Below are 20,340 nucleotides of genomic sequence, written 5' to 3'. Positions count from 1 at the left end.
CCGGCCCGGCGCCAGCACAGGAGACGCAAGATGAATTGGTACCGTGAGATTTCCACGGCGGAAAAACGCACGCTATGGGGATGCTTCGCAGGCTGGGCGCTCGATGGCGTCGATACGCAGGTATTCAGCCTCGTTATCCCGACGCTCATCGCGACCTGGGGCATCGGCAAGGGACAGGCGGGTCTGATCGGCGGCGCGACGCTCGTCGCGGGCGCATTGGGCGGACTGCTTGCGGGCGTGCTCTCCGATCGCATCGGGCGCGTCAAGGCATTGCAGGTGACGGTTCTCTGGTTTTCGCTCTTCACGTTTCTCAGCGCCTTCGCGCAGAACTTCGAGCAATTGCTCGTGCTCAAGTCGCTTCAGGGACTGGGCTTCGGCGGCGAATGGACAGCGGGCGCGGTATTGCTCAGCGAGACGATTCGCGCGAAACATCGCGGCAAGGCTATGGGCATCGTGCAAAGCGCGTGGGGCTTCGGCTGGGCCGGTGCGGTATTGCTCTATACCATCGTGTTCTCATACGTTTCACCCGATTGGGCCTGGCGTGTGCTATTCGCGGTCGGTCTGTTGCCCGCGTTGCTCGTGGTCTATATGCGCCGCAATATCGTAGAGCCGCCGCGCGAATCGAAACCTGTCGAACAAGGTGATGAGCAACCTCGAGGCACGTTCGCTATTCTCGCCGGCATCTTTCATCCGTCGGTATTGCGCACGACGATCGTCGGCGGATTGATCGGACTCGGCGCGCATGGCGGTTATCACGCCATTACGACATGGCTCCCGACTTACCTCAAAACCGAACGTCACTTGTCGGTGCTCGGCACGGGCGGCTATCTGGCCGTCGTGATTACCGCGTTCATCATCGGATGTTTTGTCAGCGCGTGGTTGCAGGACAAGATCGGCCGCCGGAAAAACGTGATTCTCTTCGCGATCTGCTGCGCGGTCACGGTCAACGTGTATGTGTTTCTGCCTATTGGCGATGTTGCAATGCTGATGCTGAGCTTCCCGCTCGGGCTCTTCTCCGCAGGCATTCCGGCGACGCTCGGCGCGCTCTTCAACGAGCTGTATCCGCAAGGCGTGCGCGGCACGGGCGTCGGCTTTTGCTACAACTTCGGGCGCGTGGTGTCCGCTGTGTTTCCGGTGCTCGTCGGGCACATGGGCAATTCGATGCCGCTTGGACAAGCCCTCGGCATCGACGCGGGCATCGCATATGGACTCGTCGTCGTGGCTGCGTTGCTGTTGCCCGAAACGAAAGGCCGTCGCATTGCGACCGTGCCCGCTCAAGCTGCATCGAGCGAGCGATCGCCCACGCATGTCTGATTTATCCATGATGCATACACTCCACTCCACACTCGTCGACGAGCAATGGCTCGCAACGACGCCCGCGGCAATCGAAGCCATCGACAGTCACGCGCATGTCTTCGTGCGCGGCCTTCCGCTCGCACCGCATCGCCGTCATGCACCCGATTACGACGCGACGCTCGATGCCTACGCGGATCATTTGCGCGCGAACGGCATATCGCATTCGGTGCTCGTGCAGCCGAGTTTTCTGGGTACGGACAATTCGTTTTTCCTCGATGTGCTGCAGCGCTTTCCGCAACGCTTTCGTGGCGTGGCGGTCATCGATTCTTCCATCAGCGATGATGAATTGCGGCATCTCGCGGCGCATGGTGTCGTCGGCATGCGGCTGAATCTGATCGGCCTTGCTCTGCCCGATCTGCGCGAATCTCATTGGCGCGAATTGTTCAGGCGCATCAATGCGCTCGGCTGGCATGTCGAGATTCATCGCGATGCGATCGATTTGCCGATGCTCATTACGCCGCTGCTCGAACAAGGCTGCACGATCGTGGTCGATCATTTCGGCCGACCCGATCCCGCATTCGGCGTCGACGATCCGGGCTTTCGCTATCTTCTGACGACCGCAAAGAGCGGGCGCGTGTGGGTCAAGCTATCGGCGGCTTATCGCAGCGTCCGCGGCGAAAGCGGCGTCGCGATCGGCCAAGCGCTCACGTCCGCGTTGCTCGATTCCTTCGGCGCGGCGCGGCTCGTGTGGGGCAGCGACTGGCCGCATACGCAGCATCAAAGGCTGATCGACTACGACGCCTCCCGCGATGCGCTCGACCGCTGGATTCCGGACGCATCGCTGCGTACCATCGTGTTGCGCGATTCGGCGCGCGCCCTGTTTCGCTTCGCGTGATAGTCACGCGAGCGCCGAAGCGCATCGCGAGTTAGCATTGCAGACGCCGAACATGAACTCACTTTCCGGACCCGAAGCCATGACCACTTCCTCTTCACGCCGCCGTGCCGCCTTTCGCGAACGGGTCAACGCACGCAGCGCCCTGCTTCTGCCCGGCGCGTTCAATGCGATGAGCGCGCGCGTCGCGGCCGATCTGGGTTTCGAAGCGATCTACATCACCGGTGCGGGCGTGACGAACATGTCGCTCGGCATGCCGGACCTCGGCTTCATCGGCCTCGCGGAAATTGCGGAGCATACGTCGCGCATTCGCGATGCAGTGGACGTGCCGCTCATCGTCGATGCGGATACGGGCTTCGGCAATGCGCTCAACGTGCGTCATGCAGTGCGCACGCTCGAACGCGCGGGCGCCGATGCGATTCAACTCGAAGATCAGGTGATGCCGAAGAAGTGCGGCCATTTCGCGGGCAAGGCCGTGGTCTCGACGAATGAAATGGTAGGGAAGATACGCGCGGCGGTCGATGCGCGCGAAGACGATAACTTTCAGATCATCGCGCGCACTGATGCGTGCGCGGTGGAAGGCTTCGACGCGGCGATCGAGCGCGCGCGTGCATTCGTCGAAGCGGGCGCCGACATTCTCTTTGTCGAAGCTATCGAAACGCCGGAGCAGATCGCATCGCTGCCGAAGCTGCTCGATGCACCGCAACTCATCAATATCGTGATTGGCGGCAAGACGCCCGTAACGGATCAGGCCGATCTGGCGCGCCTGGGTTTCAGTCTCGTGCTGTATGCGAATGCCGCGCTGCAAAGTGCCGTGCGCGGCATGCAGACCGCGCTCGGCGCATTGAAATCGCAAGGACGGCTCGATGAAGATCCGGCAGTTGTCGCGCCGTTCGCCGAACGTCAACGTCTCGTGAACAAGCCGCTCTTCGACGAACTCGACCGCAAGTATGCTGCGGACTGAATCCTCCGCCTGAAGTAACGGCTTATCGCGAGTACATCGCGTTCCAGTCCGATTGCGACACGCGTGCACCGCCCGATTGCCCCGTGCCGTTAGCCGCACCGCCATAAGCCGTCGCGCCATCGCGTGCGGCGAGCTTCGCTTCGGCTGCCTGAATCGCTTCCGGATAGTGAGCCTGATCGCCGTCGCCCACGTGATAACCCACGCTCTGCAATTCAGCGAGTTCCGCACGGACCTGAGCCCGCGTGATCTGGCTTTGAGCGAACGAAGCGACAGGAACGACAAGAACGGTTGCGACGACGGCCGCGCGGATGATCGACTTCATGATGAAACTCCAGTGTTATGAGGTGCCTGGCTTCGAACAGGATGTCGTTCGAAAGCAGTAATGGCAGTCTATGACGCTCGTCTTCACGGGTTAACCCCTAGCGCAAGAAAGCACCTTTCACGGAAACACGCAGAATCGAGTGCGCGGACGGCGCGGGCATCCGCATTCGAGAATTTGCTATGCTGGCCGCCGGACTGAACGCAATCGCGCATTGCGTTCGCCTCATGGCGCAACGCGCCCGTCAAACATTGGAGATACAGATGGCAAAAGGATATTGGGTCAGCGTGTACAAGAAGATCATGAAGCCCGAGCAAGCCGCCGAATACGCGAAGATCGCAACGCAAGCCATCGCGGAAGGCGGCGGCCGTCCCCTCGTTCGCGGCGTCGCGGCGATGGCGCAGGGCGAAGGCGCGATCGAGCGCACGGTGGTCATCGAATTCGATTCGCTCGATGCGGCCGTCGCCGCCTATAACAGCGCGACTTATCAGCACGCGCTGGAAGTGCTGGGCGATTCCGTGGTGCGCGACTTCCGCGTCGTCGAAGGCGCTTAACGGCGCTTAAAGTCGCTTCATCGGCCGATGTTATCGGCGCTCAGGCGCCCACGGCATCGGCCAGTTCGTTCATGTCGTTCGCGACGACATCCCAATCGCTCTCGGCTTTCAGATCGATTGTCTGACCTGGACCGCGCTCATACGGACGCGCGATGAACGCAGTGCGCAGGCCGCACTTTCTCGCCGCAGCGAGATCGTCGTTATGCGCGGCGACAAGGCAGACCTCTTCCGGCTTCAGCATCAACACATCCGCCGTGCGCAAATAGGCCTGCGGATCCGGCTTGTAAATCTGCGCGATCTCCGCGCCGAGAATCGCATCCCAGGGCAGTCCGGCACGCTTCGCCATATCCACCATCAGCCTGATATTGCCGTTCGAAAGCGGCGCGATGATATGGCGCGCCTTGAGCCGTTGCAGGCCCGCTATCGAATCCGGCCACGGGTCGAGTCGATGCCACGCGAGGTTGAGTTCGTCGAGCGCCTCGGAAGGAACAGCTTTCGGATCGATGCCGAACTCCGGCAAGACATCCACCAGATTCTCGCGATGCAGCACATCGAGCCGCACGAACGATCGCTCGCCGCCGATGATCTTGCGCATCGCGGGCACATAGCGGCTGCGCCATGCATCCGCGAAGGCTTCAGGCGCAGCGCCCGTTGCGCCGTGGCGTTGCAGGAACGGCGCGGCCTCGCGCGCGACGCCGCCGCGCCAGTCCACGACCGTGCCGAATACATCGAATACGAATGCTTTCACGTTGCGCACGCTCACGTGTATCTCCCATTGAATGATTCGTCTGATCGATTCGCCCGCGACGCATTTGTTCCTCACATGCAAGACTGATTGTCCATCGCGTGTGTACGCAACGAATCTCGAAGGGCATAAATTACGAGCCATCGGAGCCGTCGGTCCGATCCGCAACAGGCCCAAATCAACATCTATCGAGGTTCATCATGAGCAACGCAAACAAAGTCGCTATCGTCACCGGCGCGTCGCAAGGCATCGGCGCTGAGATCGTCAACGCTTTTCGCGCGAAAGGTTATCGCGTCGTTGCGACCGCCCGTTCCGTTACGCAGCCGGACGATCCGAACGTGATAGCCGTCGCGGGCGATATCGGCGATCGCGCCACCGCGCAACGCGTAGTCGATGCGGCGATCGCAAAGTTCGGCCGCATCGATACGCTCGTCAACAACGCCGGCATCTTCATCGCCAAGCCCTTCACGCAATATACGCAGGAAGACTATGCGGCGTTCCTGAACGTGAACCTGAACGGCTTCTTCAACATCACGCAACTCGCCGTCGAGCAGATGGAGAAGAACAAGAGCGGGCATGTCGTCAGCATCACGACGACGCTCGTCGATCATGCGGTGAGCGGTGTGCCTTCGGTGCTGGCGTCGCTGACCAAAGGCGGCTTGAATGCCGCGACGAAGTCACTCGCGATCGAATATGCGAAGTCCGGCATTCGCGCGAATGCGGTGTCGCCCGGCATCATCAAGTCGCCGATGCACGCGCCCGAAACGCACGAAGCCCTCGGCGCGCTGCATCCGATGGGACACATGGGTGAAATGAGCGACATCGTGAACGCCGTGCTGTATCTTGATTCCGCGCCGTTCGTGACGGGCGAGATCCTGCACGTCGACGGCGGTCAAAGCGCGGGACATTGATTGATCGATTCTTCACCGGTTGCGAATGCGCCCTTCGCGGGCGCTTCGCTGTTTCCCATTCAAGGAGATCGTCATGCCGATGGTTACGATTCAGGTGACACGCGAAGGCAGCAAGCCCGGCACGAGTGCCGTCACCGCCGATGAGAAAGCGCAGCTCATCAAAGGCGTGAGCCAGTTGTTGCTCGACGTGTTGAACAAGCCGCTCGACGCCACGTTCGTCGTGATCGAAGAAGTGGAGATGGAGAACTGGGGCGTGGGCGGTTTGCCGGTGCAGGAGTATCGTCGGCAGAAGCAGGCGAAGTAAAGTCGATACTACGGCATCGCCGCATGAAGGATCACGGCGATGCCTTCGTTTCTCTGTCTTATTGACCCGGTGCGTAGAGGTCGAGCAGCTTCAGCGTGACGCCATTGGTCCATCCGAAGCCATCCTGCAACGGATATTCGCCGCCGCCTCCGCCGCCCGTTCCCTCGCCTTCCACGATGTACTTCTCCACGAGCTTCTGTTGCGTCTTGTAGACGTTATTCACGTCGGCAAGAAAGCGCGTGCCGATCTGCTGCGCGAGATCGCTGCGCCCGTATCGCTTCAGACCTTGCACCGCGATCCAGTGCAATGGCGCCCAGCCGTTCGGCGCGTCCCACTGCTGCGTCGTGTTGTAGGTGGTCGTCGTGAGGCCGCCCGGCTTCAGCAGCATCGCTTCGACTGTCTCCGCTGTCTTGTGCGCGCGATCCGGCCACGCCGCGTTGGCGAAGAGCGGATACAGCATCGCCGCCGACGGGTTATTGCGCGGTTGTCCGAGCTTCCAGTCGTAGTCGCCGTAATAGCCGTTCTTGTTCCAGAGATACTTGTTGATGCCGACGGCACGCTTCGCCGCGCGTCCGATGAACTCGCCGACGCAACCGAAATCGCGCGCCTCGCCGCAACCGATAGCAATCGTCGTTTCGAGGTGGAACATCAGGCTATTCAGATCGACGGGAACGATCGATGTCGTGCGGATCGTGGCGAGCGTCATGTTGTCGCCGAACCAGCGCGAACTGAAGTCCCAGCCGCTTTCGGCCGCCGCGCGCAGATCGCGATACACCTCGTTCGCTGGGCGATTCGTAACTTGTTTGGCGGTGGCGACGTCTTCCGAATAAGACTCGTCGCGCGGCGTGTCGCGCTCGTCCCAATAGCGATTGAGCACGGTCTTGTCCGGCAGCATCACGACATTGCGCACTGCGTCGCCGGGCTGCAACGTATTCGCGCCCTGCATCCAGTAACTATGTTCCTTGCGCAACTGCGGCAAATACTTCTGATAGACCCGCCCGCCTTCCTTGTGCGCGGCAAGTTCGACCATATAGGAGAAAAACGGCGGTTGCGACCGGCTCACGTAGTACGTGCGATTGCCGTTTGGAATATGTCCGATCGTGTCGATCAGATACGCGAAGTTATCGAGCATGTCGTCGACGAGATCTTCGCGGCCCGCTTCCTGAAGACCCAGCATCGTGAAATACGTGTCCCAGTAGTAACCTTCGCGAAAGCGCCCTCCCGGCACGACATATTGCTTGGGCATCGGAATCAGCGAACTGTTGGGCGGTACGTTGGCGGTCGTCGTGAGACGCGTGAGTTCCGGCCAGAGCCAGTCGATATGTTCGCGCAGCGACTGGTTGGGCGGCGGCGTGATGACCTGATCGGTCGGCGGCGTGAAGTACTGCGCGACGAACGTCTTCAGCGAAAAGCCCGGTACCGACATCTGCTGATGATAGGCCTGCACGATCTGCGCGGGATCGATCTTGGGTGTCGCGTCGACGAAGGTCTTTTGATCGGGATAAATGCCCTGTGTCTGCACGGCGACGAAAAGATCGCCGTATAACTCGCTCGGCGGAGGCGGCAGCGTATAACCGGTTTGCGCGTCCGCATACGCGAGGTTTGCAGCCGCGCTCATGACGAGCCAGCCGCATAGCACTCCGCGTGCCTTGAACTGGAAACGCCGCGACGCCTCGTGCGCCGCGCGATGCGATAACAGTGCGATCATGCTCCCTCCTCAAAAGGATCAGTGAACCGGACTGGTCTCGCTCGGGCCGTTTTTGTTTTGATTGATTCGCAGCACGGCGAAGCATCGCACGCCTGCATGACGGTGGCAACCCTCCGACATCAGTGCGAACAGGCTATTGGATGGCTAGCGCCTTATGCGCTTCGGACTGAAATTGCGTCGGCGTGACGCCGGTCTGCTTGCGGAAATAGCGGCTGAAATATGCGATGTCGGCAAAGCCCAATCCATGCGCGATTTGCTTGACCGACATGCTCGAATAAACGAGATCGCGCTGCGCCTCGCGCACGAGATGCTCGTTGATCATCGCGAGCGGTGAGCTCGATATCTCCTCGCGGCAAATGCGTCCGAGTTGCGTGACCGTCATGCCGAGCTTTTGCGCATAGAAATCCACGGGCTGATGCTCGCGAAAGTGCGCGGCCACCAGTTCCCTGAAGCGCTTGATCTGTTGCACGCGCCTTTCCGTCGATGCGACACTCGGCGCGGACGCACTCTCGCATAGCCGCGCGACATGCACGAAAAGTGCAATCAGCAGCGACATCCCCGCCGCCATGTGTCCTCGATTCGTCGCGCGAAACTCGCGCTCCAGCAATTCGAGGATCGGCATGAACGCGCTTTCCTTCACGGACTGGGCGCTGATACGCGAAAGCCCCGCGCGTTGCAGCACGGGAATGAGCCCCGGCGCGGCGATCGATGCGAGCGCCTCGATCGATCTTTGCGCGACGGTCACGACCAGACCATCGACGTCCGGCGCGAAGTTGAATCCATGCACCGTTTGCGCAGGCAGCACGATGACGCACGGCGGCAGGATATCGATCATGCTGTTCTCGATCAGCACTTGCCCGCCGCCGCCGCGAATGTACAGAAATTGCAAGAGCGCGTCATGACGATGCGCGTCGATCTGCCAGTCGTTCGGCGCGCTGCGCTCGGCGATCCACTCGAAGTTGAACGCGTCATACCACGGCGGGCGCGCCGACTCTCCGTACAGGTTGTAGTTAGGGATTTTCCTCATGTCGGGCGTCTCCTGATGCACAAATTGTCCTGTCGTCTGCCGCCTTTGTCCAATTTTTTATGCAAGGCCGTGAATATACTTTTTTCACGGGCAAGGCTATCGCGCCTTCGCATCGAATGAACTCAGGAGACAAGGATGACTAATCAGGTCGCGCGGGATCAGACCGCGCCGCATTGGCTCGGGCTCGAATCGAGCGTGTGTGTGGTGACGGGTGCGGCGGGCGGCATCGGCCGCGCCATTGCATCGACATTCGCGGATGCGGGTGCTCGCCTCGCATTGCTCGATCGCGATGAAGCGGGTTGCAACGAAGCGGCCGAAGCGCTGCGCGCAAGCGGCATCGATGCGATTGCCATTGCCTGCGATATCGCCGATGCGGCGAGCGTGAACCGCGCACGCGATCAGGTCGAGCGAAAGTTCGGCCATGTCGATGTGCTCGTGAACAATGCGGGTTTGTTGAGAGCGGGCGGCATCGAAGATATCGGCCTCGATGCGTGGAATGCGATGCTCGCAGTCAATCTCACGGGCTATATGTTGTGCGCACAAGCATTCGGACGCGGCATGCTGGCGCGTGGCGCGGGCAGCATCGTGCATATCGCATCGGTGGCGGCGCATCATCCGCAAACCTGGAGCGGCGCATATAGCCCGAGCAAGGCCGGCATCGCGATGCTGTCGCGCCAGATCGCCGCCGAATGGGGGGCGCGTGGCGTGCGCAGCAACACGGTCTGCCCCGGCATGATCCGCACGCCGCTCTCGAAGGCATTCTATGAGCAAGGCGATGTCGAAGCGCGCCGCAGCGCGATGACCGCGAGCAGGCGTATCGGCGAGCCGCGCGATATCGCGCAAGTCGTGGCGTTTCTCGCGAGCCAGCGCGCGGCGTATGTGAACGGCGCTGAGCTTGCCGTCGATGGCGGCTTCGAATGCATGTTGATGGACCTCGTTCCGCGTCCCGGCTTCGAAGCGCCGCGCACCGCCTGAAACACGGCCTTCCATCTCACGGGTGCGCAACGCGCCCGCTTCCAATCAAAGGACATCATCATGACTACCGTAACGCGGTCGTCCGATCTCGCTTGCGATGTGCTCGTGATCGGCTCGGGCGCCGGCGGCCTTTCGACGGCCATTACAGCGAAGAAGCAAGGGCTCGACGTGATCGTCGTCGAGAAGGAACAATACTTCGGCGGCACGACCGCATTCTCGGGCGGCGTGCTGTGGATACCCGGCAATCGCCACGCGAAAGAAGCCGGGGTTCAGGATACGCGTGAAGCCGCGATTCAATACATGCGTGGCGAAACCGGCGCGATGTACGACGAAGCCGCCGTCGATGCGTTTCTCGACAATGGCCCGCGCATGATCGACTTCTTCGAGCGCGAGACCTCAGTCGAATTCCTGCCGACGCTGTACCCCGACTATCATCCCGATGCGCCGGGCGGTGTCGATGTAGGGCGTTCTGTCGTCGCAAAGCCCTTCGATGCGCGCGCACTGGGCAAAGACATCGCGCGCCTGCGCCCGCCGCTCAAGACGATCACGTTCATCGGCATGATGTTCAATTCGTCGAGCGCGGATCTCAAGCATTTCTTCAACGCGACGAAATCGCTTGCATCGGCGTGGTACGTCGCAAAGCGGCTTGCGAGTCATATCGGGGAACTCGCGCTCTATAAGCGCGGCGTGCAGATCACGAGCGGCAATGCCCTCGCCGCGCGCCTCGCCAGGTCCGCGCTCGACCTCGGCATTCCGATTCATACGAACACGGGCGCGAAGGAACTCACTACGGTGAAGGGCCTCGTGACGGGCGCGACCGTGATCGCGGATGGACGCGAAACGCGCATCACCGCGCGGCGTGGCGTAGTGCTCGCGTGCGGCGGCTTTTCGCATGATGTCGCACGCATTGCGAAGGCTTATCCTCATGTGCGGCGCGGCGGCGAGCATGTATCGCCGGTGCCCGCAGGCAATACCGGCGATGGCGCGCGCATGGCCGAGCGCGTGGGCGGCCGCGTCGATATCCGCTATCCGCAGCCTGCCGCATGGATGCCGGTCTCGCGCGTGCCGCTGAAAGACGGGAAATACGGCGTGTTTCCGCATCTGCTCGATCGCTACAAGCCGGGCGTGATCGGCGTGACGCGCGGCGGCGTGCGCTTCACCAACGAATCGAATTCTTATCACGATGTCGGTGCCGCGATGATCGAAGGATGCCGTGATGAAAAGGAAACGGCGATGTGGCTCATTTGCGATCACGAGACGATCCGCAAATACGGCCTCGGCTTTGCAAAGCCCGCACCGATTCCGCTCCAGTCCCATCTGAAAAGCGGCTATCTCGTCAAAGGCCGCACGCTTGCAGAACTCGCGCGGCACGCAGGCATCGACGCGAGCGCGCTGGAAGCGACCGTGCGCGAATACAACCGCGACGCGGTGGCAGGCAAGGACAACGCATTCGGCCGTGGCACGACTTCGTTCAACCGCTATCTCGGCGATCCCGCGCACAAGCCGAATCCTTGCGTCGCACCGATCGGCGATGGCCCGTACTACGCGCTCAAGGTCGTGATGGGCGACCTCGGCACCTTCGACGGCATTGCAACGAATCCGCACGGACAAGTACTCAAAGGCAGCGAGCCGATTCCCGGGCTCTATGCAGTCGGCAACGATCGCGCGAGCGTCATGGGCGGCAACTATCCCGGCGCAGGCATCACGCTCGGCCCAATCATGACATTCGGGTATCTCACCGGGCTACATCTCGCGGGCCGTATCGACGCGCGCGCGAATTCCAGCGAATTGAGGAGCGCAGCATGAGCAAGCCATTCATCGATCATCGTATCTACACGATCAAGCCGCGCGGCATGGCGGAATTCATCGACGTATTCGATCGTCTCGCGATGCCGATACAACTCAAGTACCTCGGCGCGCCGGTCGGCTTTTATATGAGCGATATCGGGGCATTGAATCAGGTCGTGCATCTGTGGGGCTACGAGAGTATCGGGGATTACGACCAGCGGCGCACCGCGCGCGACAACGATCCGGAATGGCCCGCATATCTACAGGCATCGGCGCATCTGATCGTCGCGCAGGAGAGCCGCATCATCAGGCGCGTCGAGTTCAGGAGCCTTTCGCCCGCATTGCGTTAGAGCCCGGCATAGCGGCACGAAGAAGGCCGCATTCTTGCGATAGCTTTTAGATAAACGAATGGAGACATACCGGCATGGAAAAGAACTTCGGGACCATCGAGGTCCAGAGCTTCATCGACGGCGAGCGCTTCTCGCCGTATCAATGGGTCATCCTGATCCTGTGCTTTCTCGTCGTCGCGGCCGATGGCTTCGATACGGCGGCAGTCGGGTTCATTGCGCCGTCGTTGATCGGCGACTGGGGCATCACGCGAGCAGCATTGGGTCCCGTGATGAGCGCGGCGCTCGTCGGGCTCGGCATCGGCGCGCTCGCTGCGGGACCGGCTGCCGACCGCATCGGACGCAAGGCGGTGCTCGCGCTTTCCGTGTTCTTCTTCGGCGTATGGAGTCTCGCGTCGGCACAGGCAAGCTCGGTCGAAACGCTGACCGCGTGGCGCTTTCTCACCGGCCTGGGCCTCGGCGCTGCGATGCCCAACGCCGTCACGCTGATGTCGGAGTATGCACCCGCGCGCATTCGTGCCGTCGTCGTCAACACGATGTTCTGCGGCTTCTCAGTGGGCCTTTCGATAGGCGGATTGTGCGCCGCGTGGCTCATACCGCATTTCGGCTGGCCGAGCGTGCTCGTCGCCGGCGGCATCGGCCCGATCGTGCTCACGGTGCTGCTCCTCTTTCTGCTGCCCGAGTCGGCGCAGTTCATGGTCCTGAGAAAACATCCCGCGCAAAAGATAGCGCGCGTGCTGCGACGCATCTCCAACGATGCGCGTCTCGACGAAGGCGCACGCATCGCGTTCACTGCCGCCGATACGCGCACGGGCGGCGCGGACAAGTCCGCGCTCGGACTCATCGTCTCGCGTCCCTATCGTTTCGGCACATCGATGTTATGGCTCGCGTATTTCATGGGCCTGTTGATCTTCTATCTGCTGACCAACTGGCTTCCCACGCTTTTCAAGGACGCCGGCTTCTCCGCCGAACGCGCCGCCCTCACGACGTCGCTCTTTCCGCTCGGCGGCATTCTCGGCAACCTGTGTCTGGGCTGGGTGATGGACAAGGCCAATCCGCGACGCGTCAACGCATGCGCCTATGTGCTCGCGGCGGCGCTGGTGCTGACGGTCGGACGCGGCGTCGCGGATCAGTTCTGGCTCGCGGTGCTCATCTTCCTGACGGGAACGGCCGTGACGAGCGCGGTCACGTCGATGTCGGCGCTCGCGGCATCGTTCTATCCGACGCGAAGCCGCGCAACGGGCGTTGCCTGGATGCTCGGCATCGGACGCATGGGCGCGGTGGCGGGCGCGATGACCGGCGGACTTCTCATGAGCATGGGCCTGCAATTCAGCGCGGTCTTCACGCTGCTCGCGATTCCCGCATTCATTGCGGCGTTCGCACTGGGCGCGTTGAGCAGGCGCGATGCATCGCGTCAAGCAAACCAACTCGATCAGACGGCGCGCGTGCCTGCCGAATGATCCGTGGCATCGTTATTCGTTGCAAGTGAAACGATATTGACGATGCCCTTGCGCGCCATCTTCGTATAAGGGCAAAAGCGCTCCGTGTTGCGCACGAGTTCTTCCGCTGCCGCGCGTTCGATGCCAGGCATCTGAACGCGCGTGTGCGCGGTGAGCACGAAGAGGCCGTCCATCGGATCGCGGCCGAATTCGACCGTAACGGACACGCTTGCGCCCTCGGCCACGATACCCGCGCGCGCGGCGAGCAAGACCAGCGCGCCATGAAAGCACGCGGCATAGCCCGCGGCGAACAACTGTTCGGGGTTCGTGCCGCCGCCGGGGCCGCCGAGCGCTTGCGGCATACGCAGGTCGAGTTCGAGATTGCCGTCGTCGGAGCGGGCCGCACCCGAGGCGCGGCCGTGGCGCGCATCGCCGCCCGTGACGGTGACGGTCGTCGAATACAACGGCTGCACGTCGCGACCTTCATACTTGTCGAGCAGGCTGACGGGCGGCGGCTGGAGCGGCTCCATGACGGCCCCTTCTACGAATCGTTCAACGCGCCGCTTGAACCTCGCTCCGGGTCTCTTCGAACCACGCATCGAAATTCACCGCGCCGAGATGCGCTTGTGCGCTTGGCAAGAGCGTGTCCGCTGCGAGCTGTGCGCCGAAGTAGAGCGCGTTCTCGTCGACGACGACCGTCCTTGCATCGCCCGTCGCTTTGAAATAGCGCTGCATCAGATCGGAGAGACGCGACTTCTCCGGGCCCGCAATCTCGACCACACCATTGACCGGTGCATTGACGGCGCGATCCGCGACGGCGCTCGCAACGTCGCCCGAGGCGATCGGCTGAATGTACGCATCCGACAGATGCACCGCGTTTTCATTGGCGCTCGCTTTCGCAATGCCGCCGAGGAATTCGAAGAACTGCGTCGACTGAACGATCGTGTACGGCACGCCCGATTCGCGGATCAGCTTCTCCTGCGCGATCTTGCCGCGAAAATAGCCGCTTTGTGCGAGGCGATCCGTGCCGACGACCGAAAGCGCCACATGATGCGCGACGCCGGCCGCCTTCTCCGCGGCGAAGAGATTGCGTCCCGACGTTTCGAAGAATTCGAGCACGGCCTTGTCTTCGAACGAAGGCGAGTTGGCCACATCGACGACCACGCGCGCATCCTTCAGCGCTTCTTTCAGGCCCTTGCCCGTCATCGTATCGACGCCCGATGCAGGCGACGCTGCGATCACTTCATGTCCGCGCGCACGCAAGTTCTTCACGACCTTGCTGCCGATGAGTCCGCTTCCGCCTATCACTACGATCTTCATGATGTTCTCCTTTGAAGCGATGCGCGAATGGTGTCGCGCTCGCTGAATGTGTCGTGCGTGATGCATCGTAGGTGGACGCGCACGCATCCGGTAGCGCCTTCAGCGGACGCGCGGTGTTGCCTTCGATGCATCAATCGGCGATCACGACCGTCGCATCGCTCCTGTTCGTCATGTGGGTCGTCAGGCAATGCAGATCGAGCGCGCGCGTATGCTCGGTCATGTAATCGACGAATACACGCACGCGCGCGGGCAGTTGCTTGCGGCTGAGATAGCAGAGATAGTGACCGCCGTCGTCGGGCGCATGTTGAGCGAGACATATGACGAGGCGCCCGGCCTTGAGCGCATCGCACACGAGATAGGCAGGCAGTTGCGCGATGCCCTGCCCGTCGAGCACCGCTCGCAGCATCAGGTCGATGTCGTTGAACGTCTGCTTCGCGGCGAGCGAGCGCTTGTGCGGCAGGCCATCGACCTTGAACTCCCAGTCGGCAATACGCCCCGCCGATGTACGGAAATTGATGCAGCGATGTTTGTCGAGCTCATCGACACGACGCGGCAAGCCGTGCTGGCACGCATACTCCGGCGATGCGCACACGACCATCTGCATCGGAATCAACTGCTTCGCGACGACCTCGCTGTCTTCCATATGACCGTCGCGAAATGCGACATCCACACGGTCGGCCGTGAAATCGCACGGACGATCGTTGAGCACGAGTTCCAGTGCGATCTCCGGATAACGCGCGTGGAAGCCGGACAGAAGCGGCGCGACGACCCTGCGGCCGAAACCCGGCGCGGACGCGATGCGCAAGTGTCCGCGCGGCGGCCCGTTGCGCAGTTCGCGCATGTCTTCGAGCGCCTGCACGATGCGCTCGACGCCCGGCTGACAGTTCTTGTAGAAGAGCTCGCCCTCGCGCGTGAGCGACGTGCTGCGCGTGGTGCGAAGAAAGAGACGCGCATCGAGCTGTGCTTCCAGCTTCTGCACGTTGCGGCTGACGGCGGAACGGCCGATACCCAGGCGATCGCTCGCTTTCGCGAAGCTGCCTTCATTGGCGACCGCAAGAAACGAAACGACGCCCGCATAACTCGTCACGAAGCTATAGGCGAGCGAATCGTCGGAATGACACGCAAGATCTGATGGCATGGCGGCACGAAACGTAGTGGCTCTGTCTCACTAGACGTTCACGCCCTGCACTTTGTGACACGCCATGCTCGATTTCTTTTATTTCACCGGCGTCAGAACCGGTTTGCCCTTGTCTTTGAGAAGCAGCACGATGAACTTCGCGCGCTTCGTCTTGCTGGCGTTGCGGCCCACCGTGTGAATATCTTCAGGGCCTTCATAGAACGTATCGCCGGCTTTGAGCGTCACGGCCTTGCCGCCCTGAAGCTGCATGATGATCGTGCCTTCGAGCACATACACGAATGCATGCGCGTCATGCCGATGCACCGGATCGACCGAGCCCGGCGGATACTCGACGCTGATCATCAGCGCTTCCTTGCCCGGATATTCGGGCAGCGGCTTCGTCATGAGCTCCTTGACGATGGCCTCCGGCGCTGCCTGCGCCGTACTCGCGGCAAGCGCCGCGCATCCGAAGACGAGCGTGAGTCCCACGCGTTTGATGCTGTGCATGATCCGTTCTCCCATGATCGAATGACGGCGCGAACACATCACGACAGGTTTGCCTTGTCGAGGCCGAAGGCCTTGTCGGACGAACCCGGCACCGTCTGGAATGCGACATTCGCACGATTCCATCCGTTGATCGCCATGACGGCGTAGGTCAGGTCGGATAGCTCCTTTTCCGAGAACTGCTCGCGCACGCGTCCATAGAGCTCGTCGGACACGCCATGTTCGGGAATGCGCGTCAGCACTTCGGTCCACGCGAGCGCGGCGCGTTCGCGCGGCGAGAACAGCGTCGACTCGCGCCAGATCGCCACGTGATGCGTGCGCAGTTCGCGCTCGCCGTGAATCTTCGCTTCCTTCACATGCATATCGACGCAAAAGGCGCAGCCATTCATCTGCGATGCGCGAAGCGTCACCAGGTCGCGGGTTGTCCGCTCGATCGAGCATTCCTGCAGGACCTGGCTGAATTCATAGAACTTCTTGAACAGTTCGGGCGATTGTTGAACGTAGTTGATTCGCTGCGTCATGATGACTCCATGCCTGGTTGAAGATATCGCCGGCGCTCCATGGCCGGCACGGATGTCATCGTAAGTTTGCGCGCCTTCTCGCGGTAGACGCGCGAACGTGCGCACGCTATTGCTTCGCGCGCATCAATCGCAAAGGCAATCCATCACGCGTGCCCGTAACGCGCCGCGATGCGTTCGAGCTTCTCCGGGTTGCGCTGCACCTGAATACGCACGATGTGCTCGTCTTCGATATCGTAGGTCTGGGCCGATTCGAGCTTGCCGTCGATAAAGCGCAAGAGCGCCCATTGGTCATTGAGCATCACGAGTTCGATGCGCACGCCCTTTCCGTGACGCAGGAATGCCGCATAGAAAAGCTGCGCGATGCGCTTGCCGCCGAGTAGCGGCTCCGGGAAGCTCTGCACGTGGCCGCCGCCATCGCCGACGAGCGTCGCGTCATCCGCGAGCATTGCGTGAATGGCCGCGAAATCGCCGTGTTCGATCGCATGTGCGAACGCGTGCAGCAAACGCCTGTGGATTTCACGCGGCACTGAACGGCGCGGACGTTCTTCGCGCAGTTGCGCCTTCGCGCGGCTCACGAGCTGCCGGCACGCGGCCTCCGTCTTCCCGATGATGCTCGCGACCTCCGGATAGTCGGCATCGAAAACTTCGCGCAGCAAGAACGCCGCGCGCGCTTCGGGCGTCAGGCGCTCGAGCAGCATCAGAAACGCGACCGACACATCGTCCGCGCGCTCCGTGACTTCTTCGGGCGTCGCGGGCGGCTCGGTGATTTGCGGCTCGGGCAGCCAGATGCCCGTGTAATGCTCGCGCTGCAATTTCGCGGCGCGCAGCCGGTCGATCGAATGGCGCGTCGTGACGGCGACGAGCCAGGCTTCGGCATTCTCGATAGCTTCGCGCGCAGCCGCATGCCAGCGAAGCCATACGTCCTGCACGATGTCTTCCGCCTCGGCGACCGAACCGAGCATGCGATAGGCGATGCCCTGCAAGCGAGGGCGCAGCCGGTCGAACTCGCGCGTGGCGTCATCCATGAAGACGATTCCTCGTTCGTAAGCGAACTACGAAGCCAGCGAATCTGAAAGGTGATCGTATATTACTCGCCTTGTCTTCGTGACGATTACGACGAAGCATTAATAATATGAGCAATGCGGCCGTTAATATCGGAAGCCGGATTCGAATGCATCCATCTCCGTTCATTCATGACTCAAACCGAACAACAAAAAACGTCTGGGAGTCTGACGCGCATCATCGTCGCGACGGTGATCAGCAATGGCTTCGTCGCCTACGACTTCACCGTGTACGGCTTCTCCGCGGCGATCATCGGACAGCTCTTCTTTCCCGCGCACGACGCCGCTGCGTCGCTGTTGCTCTCGCTCGCGACATTCGGCGCGGGCTTCGTGATGCGTCCGCTCGGCGCGATGCTGATCGGACGATACGCGGACCGGCACGGCCGCGAGGCCGGCATGCGGCTATCGATCGCGTCGATGGCGGCGGGCACCTGGCTGATCGCATGCCTGCCGACGCATGCGGCGATCGGCGCGAGCGCGACCGTGCTGATCGTGTTCGCGCGGCTTCTGCAAGGGCTCGCGGCGGGCGGCGAGATCGGCCCGGCATCCGCGCTGCTGATGGAGTCCGTGCCCTATGAACGACGCTGCTTCATGGTCAGCTGGCGCGGTGCGAGCCAGGGCGCGGCCGCATGCGCGGCGGCGCTCGTCGGCGCGTGCACGTCCGCGTTGCTGTCGCACGAGCAACTCGTGCAATGGGGATGGCGTGTGCCTTTCGTCATCGGCGGACTGATCGCGCCGCTCGGCTGGTTTCTGCGCCGCGTGCCGGGCGATGCATGGGCATCGAAAGCGCGTCCCGCGCGCACGACGCTTTCGATCGTGCTTCGCGAACATGCGCGCCCGCTTGCATGCGGCATCCTGATGATGGCCGCACCTTCATCGAGCATCTACATCGCCGTGCTGTACATGCCGAGCTATCTGACGCATACGTTGCAGCGGCCACCGGCGATCAGCTTCATGATCGCGTCGCTTTCCGGTCTCGTGATTCTCGTCGTCACGCCGCTCGTCGCGCTCGCCGCCGATCGCCTGATGAGCCGCAAGACGCTGCAATACGCATCGCTCGTCGGCGCGCTCGCGACGGCATATCCCGCGTTCTATGCGCTCACGCGAGGCGCACCGGATACGCTCGCGCTTGTGATCATCCTGCTCTATGTCGCCATCGCGCTGAACAACGCGGGCGCGGGCTCGGTGCTCATGCTCGAAGCCTTCCCGAAGCATCGGCGCGCAGCGAGTCTCTCGGTGATCTACACGTTCGGCGTCGTCATCTTCGGCGGCTTCTCCCCGCTCGCGGTCGCATGGCTCATCGGCGCGACCGGCAATGTGATGACGCCCGCGTGGTATCTGCTCGCCGCGAACTGCGTGACGCTCTTCGCACTCAGCCGCTTCCCCGAACGCCCCTCGAATGCGCGGCGTGCATGCGCATGACGGGATCGCTGTCCGCCGCGCGCATCAGGTCGAGCGCACGCAGACGCATTTCCAGCGGGCTCACATCGAACGCGCGACGGAACGCGCGCGTGAAATCCGATGCGCTCTTGAAGCCGAGACCGAATGCGATATCGGCAATCTGCAGGTTCGGAAACCGCGCGAGTTCATCGGCTGCTTCGCGCAGACGGCGATGTCGAATGTACGCGCCGAGGCCGCCTTCCTGCTCGAACCATCGATAGATGGTCGCGCGCTTCAGACCGAGTGCATCGACGATCTTCATCGGCGTGAGATCGGCTTCATGGAGATGCGTCTCGACATAACGCTTCACCTGGCCCTTCACCGCCGTTTGCAGCGCGGCGCGTGAGTCGTGCAATGCATGCGGCTTTTCGGCGAATGCCGCGAGCAGGAGTTGCGCGCCGGCATCGAGGGCGTCGATGGCATCGGGACGTTCCAGCGTCGGCAGTGCGCGCGCGGTGGCATCGAAATGCTGGAAGACGAAGCGCGCGAGCGGCGCGTCATCAGGCACGACGCGGCCGTGCAGCGCATCGCAGTCATCGATATGCGCGGCGACGACCGAGCGCGGCACGAACATCGTCAGCACGCGGCACGCCGGACGTTCGACGCGAAAGCGCTGATTCAGATCGAACGCGACGATGCCGCGCATCGAACCCGGCGCAGTGCGCTTCACGCTCGGGCCGCTGACATGGCCGGACTCGCCTTCCACATACACATGAAACGCGAAATCGCGGCGCGTGTCGGTCGAGACGCGCGCGATCGATCGCTCGAGCACCAGCGCTTCGGTGCGCGCCTCCGTGAACACGAGGCCGCCCGCCGCATGCAGATCGATGCTGCCCGCAAAGCCGCGTGCGATGCGATCGTTATCGGGAAGAACATCCACCACATGCCCGACGCGATCGCGCCATGCGAGCAACTGGCGCTCGCGCGGCAGTGCCTGCGTCGAGAAGCGGGTGAATAGCGTGCGTGGATCGGAATCGGCGGGCATGGAATCGATGTCGTTTCAAATAGTCCTTTCGAGCAGTGGCGCACACGATGCGCGCCGGCAAATGAGACGCATGGTAAAGCGAATTCGAAATGCAGGTATATCGTGCTGAACGAGGAGCAGCGT

At 62.0% G+C, this 20,340-nt stretch carries 22 protein-coding genes; 11 read left to right on the top strand and 11 right to left on the bottom strand.

Annotated features, from left to right (window positions below; all coding sequences use genetic code 11):
* Window positions 1–30: 30 nt before the first annotated feature.
* The 3 genes from PQR08_RS03595 to PQR08_RS03585 all read left to right on the top strand — a co-directional run bounded on the left by PQR08_RS03595 (window position 31) and on the right by PQR08_RS03585 (window position 3,152).
* Complete coding sequence (locus PQR08_RS03595) at window positions 31–1,314, top strand: MFS transporter (protein WP_187604181.1); 1,284 nt, start codon at window positions 31–33, stop codon at window positions 1,312–1,314.
* Window positions 1,315–1,321: 7 nt separating this feature from the next.
* Window positions 1,322–2,191 carry an amidohydrolase family protein gene (locus tag PQR08_RS03590; RefSeq protein WP_408161051.1) on the top strand — a complete coding sequence of 290 codons (870 nt, stop codon included), beginning with the start codon at window positions 1,322–1,324 and terminating at the stop codon, window positions 2,189–2,191.
* 79 nt (window positions 2,192–2,270) lie between these two features.
* The gene (locus tag PQR08_RS03585; RefSeq protein WP_250485390.1) at window positions 2,271–3,152 is read left to right on the top strand and encodes an isocitrate lyase/PEP mutase family protein; all 882 of its coding nucleotides are present in this window, start codon (window positions 2,271–2,273) and stop codon (window positions 3,150–3,152) included.
* Window positions 3,153–3,174: 22 nt separating this feature from the next.
* On the opposite strand, the gene PQR08_RS03580 is transcribed toward PQR08_RS03585, so the two are convergent.
* Entirely contained in the window at window positions 3,175–3,474 is a 300-nt protein-coding gene (locus tag PQR08_RS03580) for a DUF4148 domain-containing protein (RefSeq protein WP_250485391.1), read from the bottom strand.
* A 260-nt stretch (window positions 3,475–3,734) separates the two neighbouring features.
* Between PQR08_RS03580 and PQR08_RS03575 the strand changes: the two genes are divergently transcribed.
* Window positions 3,735–4,025 (top strand): DUF1330 domain-containing protein, encoded by a 291-nt coding sequence (locus tag PQR08_RS03575; protein WP_035499900.1) that lies wholly within the window; start codon window positions 3,735–3,737, stop codon window positions 4,023–4,025.
* Window positions 4,026–4,065: 40 nt separating this feature from the next.
* On the opposite strand, the gene PQR08_RS03570 is transcribed toward PQR08_RS03575, so the two are convergent.
* On the bottom strand, window positions 4,066–4,788 hold the full coding sequence (locus PQR08_RS03570) for a haloacid dehalogenase type II (RefSeq protein WP_250485392.1): 723 nt from the start codon (window positions 4,786–4,788) through the stop codon (window positions 4,066–4,068).
* Window positions 4,789–4,970: 182 nt separating this feature from the next.
* On the opposite strand from PQR08_RS03570, the gene PQR08_RS03565 reads away from it, so the two are divergent.
* Together PQR08_RS03565 and PQR08_RS03560 are read left to right on the top strand one after the other, a co-directional pair.
* Window positions 4,971–5,681 (top strand): SDR family NAD(P)-dependent oxidoreductase, encoded by a 711-nt coding sequence (locus tag PQR08_RS03565; protein WP_187604176.1) that lies wholly within the window; start codon window positions 4,971–4,973, stop codon window positions 5,679–5,681.
* A 73-nt stretch (window positions 5,682–5,754) separates the two neighbouring features.
* A complete protein-coding gene (locus PQR08_RS03560) occupies window positions 5,755–5,985 on the top strand; it encodes a tautomerase family protein (protein ID WP_035499705.1) in 231 nt (76 codons plus the stop codon).
* A gap of 58 nt (window positions 5,986–6,043) precedes the next feature.
* Here PQR08_RS03560 and treA read toward each other — a convergent pair whose 3' ends face one another.
* On the bottom strand, window positions 6,044–7,693 hold the full coding sequence (treA, locus tag PQR08_RS03555) for an alpha,alpha-trehalase TreA (RefSeq protein WP_238211338.1): 1,650 nt from the start codon (window positions 7,691–7,693) through the stop codon (window positions 6,044–6,046).
* Between the two features lie 133 nt (window positions 7,694–7,826).
* Window positions 7,827–8,720 carry a helix-turn-helix domain-containing protein gene (locus tag PQR08_RS03550; RefSeq protein ID WP_250485393.1) on the bottom strand — a complete coding sequence of 298 codons (894 nt, stop codon included), beginning with the start codon at window positions 8,718–8,720 and terminating at the stop codon, window positions 7,827–7,829.
* 135 nt (window positions 8,721–8,855) lie between these two features.
* On the opposite strand from PQR08_RS03550, the gene PQR08_RS03545 reads away from it, so the two are divergent.
* The 4 genes from PQR08_RS03545 (at window position 8,856) to PQR08_RS03530 (ending at window position 13,290) form a co-directional block, all read left to right on the top strand.
* Window positions 8,856–9,695, top strand: coding sequence for an SDR family NAD(P)-dependent oxidoreductase (locus PQR08_RS03545; protein WP_250485394.1), 840 nt, complete (start codon window positions 8,856–8,858; stop codon window positions 9,693–9,695).
* A gap of 60 nt (window positions 9,696–9,755) precedes the next feature.
* Window positions 9,756–11,501: an FAD-dependent oxidoreductase gene (locus PQR08_RS03540; protein WP_250485395.1), complete on the top strand. Its 1,746-nt coding sequence runs from the start codon at window positions 9,756–9,758 to the stop codon at window positions 11,499–11,501.
* Window positions 11,498–11,833, top strand: coding sequence for an NIPSNAP family protein (locus PQR08_RS03535; RefSeq protein ID WP_250485396.1), 336 nt, complete (start codon window positions 11,498–11,500; stop codon window positions 11,831–11,833). The genes PQR08_RS03540 and PQR08_RS03535 overlap by 4 nt, the downstream gene beginning before the upstream one ends.
* Window positions 11,834–11,907: 74 nt before the next feature.
* Window positions 11,908–13,290 (top strand): MFS transporter, encoded by a 1,383-nt coding sequence (locus PQR08_RS03530; RefSeq protein ID WP_250485397.1) that lies wholly within the window; start codon window positions 11,908–11,910, stop codon window positions 13,288–13,290.
* Here the strand turns inward: PQR08_RS03530 and PQR08_RS03525 are convergent.
* The 6 genes from PQR08_RS03525 to PQR08_RS03500 form a co-directional block, all read right to left on the bottom strand.
* Complete coding sequence (locus tag PQR08_RS03525) at window positions 13,263–13,799, bottom strand: Ohr family peroxiredoxin (protein WP_250485398.1); 537 nt, start codon at window positions 13,797–13,799, stop codon at window positions 13,263–13,265. The genes PQR08_RS03530 and PQR08_RS03525 overlap by 28 nt on opposite strands.
* A gap of 22 nt (window positions 13,800–13,821) precedes the next feature.
* On the bottom strand, window positions 13,822–14,589 hold the full coding sequence (locus PQR08_RS03520; protein ID WP_250485399.1) for an SDR family oxidoreductase: 768 nt from the start codon (window positions 14,587–14,589) through the stop codon (window positions 13,822–13,824).
* Window positions 14,590–14,719: 130 nt separating this feature from the next.
* Window positions 14,720–15,727: a LysR family transcriptional regulator gene (locus PQR08_RS03515; RefSeq protein WP_250485400.1), complete on the bottom strand. Its 1,008-nt coding sequence runs from the start codon at window positions 15,725–15,727 to the stop codon at window positions 14,720–14,722.
* A 78-nt stretch (window positions 15,728–15,805) separates the two neighbouring features.
* Window positions 15,806–16,213: a cupin domain-containing protein gene (locus PQR08_RS03510; protein WP_035499898.1), complete on the bottom strand. Its 408-nt coding sequence runs from the start codon at window positions 16,211–16,213 to the stop codon at window positions 15,806–15,808.
* Window positions 16,214–16,251: 38 nt separating this feature from the next.
* Complete coding sequence (locus PQR08_RS03505) at window positions 16,252–16,731, bottom strand: carboxymuconolactone decarboxylase family protein (protein ID WP_187604165.1); 480 nt, start codon at window positions 16,729–16,731, stop codon at window positions 16,252–16,254.
* A gap of 143 nt (window positions 16,732–16,874) precedes the next feature.
* The gene (locus PQR08_RS03500; protein WP_250485401.1) at window positions 16,875–17,756 is read right to left on the bottom strand and encodes an RNA polymerase sigma-70 factor; all 882 of its coding nucleotides are present in this window, start codon (window positions 17,754–17,756) and stop codon (window positions 16,875–16,877) included.
* Between the two features lie 168 nt (window positions 17,757–17,924).
* Between PQR08_RS03500 and PQR08_RS03495 the strand changes: the two genes are divergently transcribed.
* Window positions 17,925–19,214, top strand: a complete 1,290-nt coding sequence (locus PQR08_RS03495; protein WP_250485402.1) for an MFS transporter — start codon at window positions 17,925–17,927, stop codon at window positions 19,212–19,214.
* Here PQR08_RS03495 and PQR08_RS03490 read toward each other — a convergent pair.
* Window positions 19,165–20,217 carry a helix-turn-helix domain-containing protein gene (locus PQR08_RS03490; RefSeq protein ID WP_250485403.1) on the bottom strand — a complete coding sequence of 351 codons (1,053 nt, stop codon included), beginning with the start codon at window positions 20,215–20,217 and terminating at the stop codon, window positions 19,165–19,167. The genes PQR08_RS03495 and PQR08_RS03490 overlap by 50 nt on opposite strands.
* Between the last annotated feature and the right edge of the window lie 123 nt (window positions 20,218–20,340).

It is taken from the genome of Caballeronia jiangsuensis (genome assembly GCF_046030135.1).
In the GTDB taxonomy this organism is placed as follows: Bacteria; Pseudomonadota; Gammaproteobacteria; order Burkholderiales; family Burkholderiaceae; genus Caballeronia; species Caballeronia jiangsuensis.
The sequence above is the reverse complement of the archived record's forward strand: the minus strand, read 5'-3'. Positions and strand labels throughout refer to the sequence as shown.